We start from the raw sequence: 5,333 nt of genomic DNA on the forward strand, positions 1-5,333 counted from the left end.
GGAGCGCGGCGGCCGCCTCGTCGCGCCACTCCTTGGCGTCGCGCCGGGCCGCGCCCCGCGCGTTCTCGGCGACCCGCGCGCCCGCCAGCGCCCTGGAGACCGACTCCAGATCGCCCTCGTCGCCCAGGCGCCCGGCGACCGTCGCGTTGGCCACCGCGCCGAAGACCGCCGCGCCCACGCTCTGCCCGACCTGCCGCCAGAAGAGGACGGACGCCGTCGCCGTACCCCGCTCCGCCCAGCCCACCGTCGACTGCACGCCCACGATCAGGGGCAGCTGCACCAGCCCCAGCGCGCAGCCGAGGAGCAGCATCAGCAGCGCCGGCTGCCAGGCGGCGCCCGGGTAGGGCAGCAGCGGGAAGGCGCCGAGCACCAGCCCCGCCGCACCGATGCCGATCATCGCGGTCTGCCGGAAGCCGATGCGGTCGTAGACGTGGTTGCTGAGCGCGGCGGACAGCGGCCAGCTCAGGGAGAGCACCCCGAGCACGAGGCCCGCCCCGACGGGGCCGAGGCCGAGGACGGTCTGGGCGTAGGTCGGCAGAAAGACCATGGGCGCCACCATCAGCAGCCCGAGCGCCGCCAGGGCGAGGTTGCCGGCGGCGATGGTGCGGCGGCGCCAGACCCAGCCGGGCATGACCGGCTCGGCCGCGCGCCGCTCGACGAGCACGGTGGCGAGCGCGGCCACCGCGCCGGCGGCGAAGAGGCCGAGGGAGGGCGCGGAGAGCCAGGGCCAGGCGACCCCGCCCCGCACCAGGGCGACCAGCAGCAGCCCGCCGGCGACGAAGACGCCGAGAGAGCCGGCCCAGTCGACGCGGGGCCGGCGGTCCCGGTGCCGCCGGGGCTCGTGGAGGTGGCGGGCGAGCAGCCAGGCCGCGAGGGCACCGACCGGCAGATTGATCAGGAAGATCCAGCGCCAGTGCGTACAGGCGGCGAGGAAGCCGCCGACCGCCGGGCCGGCCACGGCCGAGGTGGCCCACACCGCCGAGAGCCGGGCCTGGATGCGGGGCCGCTCCCGCAGCGGGTAGAGGTCGGCGGCGATGGTCTGGACCGTGCCCTGGATCGCGCCGCCGCCCAGCCCCTGGACGACCCGGAAGGCGATCAGCGCGGCCATGCTCCAGGCGCCGGCGCACAGTACGGAGCCGAGCAGGAAGAGGGCGATGCCGGCCAGCAGCACCGGCTTGCGGCCGAAGGTGTCGGAGAGCTTGCCATACAGGGGCAGGGTGACGGTGGCGGCCAGCAGATAGCCGGAGAAGAGCCAGGAGAAGAAGGAGAAGCCGCCCAGATCGCCGACGATCTGCGGAACGGCCGTGGAGATGATCGCGCTGTCCAGCGCGGCCAGGGCCATGCCCAGCATCAGGGCGGCGACCACCGGCCCGCGCCGGGCGGCGCCCGCTCCGCCCGCCTCGCGCGCCGCGCCGTCGCCGCCGGGTATCGCGCCGTCGTCGGTCCGTCCTGCGGTGTCGGTCACCGAGCCCCCCTCGAAGTCGCCGCCCGCGCGTGTGCGGCGGTGCGTTTACGGCGGTGCGTGTGCGGCAGTGTGTACGGCGGTGCCCGCACGGCGCCGCCGACGCGTGTACGACGCACCGTTTCCGTCCGGCGGCGCCCGGTGAGGCGGCCTGCCCGGCTGGTGGGACAGGGGTCGTGGCCCTTCCCCGGCGGTGCGGCGGGCGGTTGGCCGCGGCCGGGGACCACCTCGACAAGTCCTCCCCCTAGGGGAAGTTCCGCATGCCCTCCTCCTTTCCGCCTCGTCCCGGCGGAGGAGGCCGCGGGCCTGGCCGCTCCCTAGCCTTGGCCTGGGCCGCGGGGGCGGCCCCGACCGAGACAGGAGACTCACCGTGACAACGGCTGTATCGATTCCCAGGTCCGGGGGCAGCGGAGGACATACGACCGTCGCCGCGCGGGCCCGGCAGGTGGTCAAGGCGTACGGCACGGGGGAGACCCGCGTGGTCGCCCTCGACCATGTGGACGTCGACATCGAACGCGGGCGGTTCACCGCCATCATGGGCCCGTCGGGCTCCGGGAAGTCGACCCTGATGCACTGCCTCGCCGGGCTCGACACCGTGACCTCCGGGCGGATACACCTCGCCGACACCGAGATCACCGGGCTGCGCGACAAGAAGCTCACCCAACTGCGCCGGGACCGCGTCGGCTTCATCTTCCAGGCGTTCAACCTGCTGCCCACCCTGAACGCGCTGGAGAACATCACCCTGCCCATGGACATCGCCGGCCGCAAGCCCGACAAGGCGTGGCTGGACCGGGTCGTGGCGACCGTGGGCCTGTCCGGGCGGCTCAAGCACCGCCCCGACCAGCTCTCCGGCGGCCAGCAGCAGCGCGTGGCCGTCGCCCGCGCCCTCGCCGCCCAGCCGGAGATCATCTTCGGGGACGAGCCCACCGGGAACCTCGACTCGCGGGCCGGCGCGGAGGTCCTCGGCTTCCTGCGCCGCTCCGTCGACGAGCTCGGCCGGACGATCGTGATGGTCACCCACGACCCCGTGGCCGCCTCGTACGCCGACCGCGTGATCTTCCTCGCCGACGGCCGGATCGTCGACGAGATGCACCGGCCCACCGCCGACCTGGTCCTGGAGCGCATGAAGCACTTCGACGCCCGCGGGCGGGTGTCGTGACCGTTCTGCGAACCTCGCTGCGCAACGTCCTCGCCCACAAGGGGCGCATGGCGCTGTCCGCCGTCGCCGTGGTGCTGTCGGTGGCGTTCGTGTGCGGCACGCTCGTCTTCACCGACACCATGAACACCACCTTCGACAAGCTCTTCTCCTCCACCGCCTCCGATGTGACGGTCACGCCCCAGGAGGAGAAGAACGCCCAGCGGACCGGCAAGCCGCGGACGCTGTCCGCCGCCGTCCTGGAGAAGGCGGCGAAGGTCGACGGCGCCGCGTCGGCCGTCGGCGACATCTACTCCGAGCAGGTCACCCTCGTCGACGCCAAGGGCGAGAACATCAGCCCCAGCAGCGGCGCGCCCACCCTCGCCGGCAACTGGGGCGAGGAGGACAAGGACCAGCTCGAACTGGTCCGGGGCCGCGAGCCGCGCGGCCCCAACGAGGTGATCCTCGACGCCGACACCGCCGCCGCTCGGAAGCTGGAGCCCGGCGACCAGGTGCGGGTCATCGCCTTCACCGGCACCACCAGCGCGACGATCAGCGGCCTGGCCGCGTTCCGGACCACCAACCCCGGCGCCGCGCTCGTCTTCTTCGACACCCCCACCGCCCAGCGGGTGCTGCTCGGCGAGCCGGGCGCGTACACCTCCGTCCTGCTCACCGCGCGGGACGGGGTGACCAACGAACAGCTCAAGCGGGCCGTCGCCGCCCACCTCGGCGCCGGCTTCGAGGTGGAGACCAAGGAGGAGGCGGCCAAGTCGGCCGCCGAGGAGGTCGGTTCCTTCCTCGACGTGCTGAAGTACGCGATGCTCGGCTTCGCCGGGATCGCCCTCCTCGTCGGCGTCTTCCTCATCGTCAACACGTTCTCCATGCTGGTCGCCCAGCGCACCCGGGAGATCGGGCTGATGCGCGCCATTGGCTCCAGCCGCCGGCAGGTCAACCGCTCGGTGCTGGTGGAGGCGCTGCTGCTGGGCGTGGTGGGCTCCGTGCTCGGCGTCGCGGCCGGCGTCGGCCTGGCCATCGGCCTCATGGGCCTCATGGGACAGCTGGGCATGCGGCTCGACACCTCCGAGCTCACCGTCAAGGCCACCACCCCGGTCGTCGGGCTCGTCCTCGGCGTCCTGGTGACCGTCGTCGCCGCGTATCTGCCCGCCCGGCGGGCCGGGAAGATCTCCCCGATGGCCGCCCTGCGGGACGCCGGCACCCCGGCGGACGGCCGGGCCGGAAGGGTCCGCGCCGCGCTCGGGCTGCTGCTCACCGCCGCCGGGGCCGCGGCCCTGGTCGCCGCCGCGACCGCGGCGAAGGCCGCCCAGGGCTCCCTCTTCCTGGGCCTGGGGGTGCTGCTCACCCTCGTCGGACTGGTGATCACCGGGCCGCTGCTGGCCCGCTTCGTGATCCGGGTCATCGGCACGGTGGTGCTGCGGGGCTTCGGGCCGGTGGGGCGGCTGGCCGAGCGCAACGCGCTGCGCAACCCGCGCCGGACCGGCGCGACCGCCGCCGCGCTCATGATCGGCCTGGCGCTGGTCGCCTGCCTGTCCGTCGTCGGCTCCTCGATGGTGGCCTCCGCCACCGATCAGCTCGACAAGTCCGTCGGCGCCGACTTCATCGTCCAGTCCGACAACGGCCAGCCCATCACGCCGGAGGCGGAGCGGGCCGTGCGCCGGGCCGGCGGCCTGGAGCACGTCACCTCGTACAAGCCCGTCGGCGCGAGGGTGACCGCGCCGAACGGCGCCGCCACGTACGCGACGCTCAGCGCGGCCGACCCCACCTACCCGCGCGACCTGCGGCGCACGACCGTGGCCGGCGACCTCTCCCGGGCGTACGGGCCCGACGCGATCTCCGTCGGCGATCTGTACGCCAAGGAGAACGGGGTCGAGGTCGGCGACCGGCTCACCGTCGCCTTCGTCGGCGGGCGCACGGCCCAGCTGACGGTGGCCGCCATCACCTCGGACGACACGACCCTCGACCGGGGGGCGATGTACATCAACGTCACCACCGCCGCGCGGTATCTGCCGGCCGACCGGATGCCGCTGAACGCGATGATGCTCGCCACGGCCCGGGACGGCCAGGAGAGGGACGCGTACGCCGCGCTCCGGGCCGCGGTGAAGGACTTCCCGCAGTACACGGTGCGGGACCAGGCCGACTACAAGAAGCAGCTGGAGGACCAGGTCGGGCAACTGCTCAACCTGATCTACGGGCTGCTGGGCCTCGCCATCGTCGTCGCCGTGCTCGGCGTGGTGAACACGCTGGCGCTCTCCGTGGTCGAGCGCACGCGGGAGATCGGGCTGATGCGGGCCATCGGGCTCTCCCGGCGGCAGCTGCGGCGCATGATCCGGCTGGAGTCGGTCGTCATCGCCCTCTTCGGCGCGGTCCTCGGCCTCGGCCTGGGCCTGGCCTGGGGCGCGACGGCCCAGCAGCTCCTGGCCCTGGAGGGCCTGGGCGTCCTCCGCATCCCCTGGCCCACGATCACCGCGGTGTTCCTCGGCTCGGCGGTGGTCGGCCTCGCCGCGGCGGTTGTCCCGGCGTTCCGGGCGGGCCGCATGAACGTTCTGACGGCGATAGCGGACTAGTCTCCGGCGACGTCCACGTTGTGGGTCGTCCGCGACGTGACCGTCGCCGCGTTTCCCGGCCTTCGGCCGGGGGTGGGGTGGTGTTCGTGCGCCCGGTGGTCGGGTGGTGTCGGTGCCGCACCGGGGTACCTCCTCGGCGGCGCACGTGCACGTG

3 protein-coding genes are annotated in these 5,333 nt (G+C 74.0%); 2 read left to right on the top strand and 1 reads right to left on the bottom strand.

Annotated elements, in window-relative coordinates; genetic code table 11:
* Positions 1–1,465, bottom strand: a 1,465-nt coding sequence (locus ACSNOD_RS27920) for an MFS transporter (RefSeq protein WP_436769850.1), incomplete at its 3' end; no start/stop codon positions are given.
* A gap of 367 nt (positions 1,466–1,832) precedes the next feature.
* On the opposite strand from ACSNOD_RS27920, the gene ACSNOD_RS27925 reads away from it, so the two are divergent.
* A complete protein-coding gene (locus ACSNOD_RS27925) occupies positions 1,833–2,621 on the top strand; it encodes an ABC transporter ATP-binding protein (protein ID WP_436769851.1) in 789 nt (262 codons plus the stop codon).
* On the top strand, positions 2,618–5,179 hold the full coding sequence (locus ACSNOD_RS27930; RefSeq protein ID WP_436769852.1) for an ABC transporter permease: 2,562 nt from the start codon (positions 2,618–2,620) through the stop codon (positions 5,177–5,179). Before ACSNOD_RS27925 ends, ACSNOD_RS27930 begins: the two co-directional genes overlap by 4 nt.
* The last annotated feature ends 154 nt before the right edge of the window (positions 5,180–5,333 follow it).

This window comes from Streptomyces sp. URMC 123, from assembly GCF_051386515.1.
In the GTDB taxonomy this organism is placed as follows: domain Bacteria; phylum Actinomycetota; class Actinomycetes; order Streptomycetales; family Streptomycetaceae; genus Streptomyces.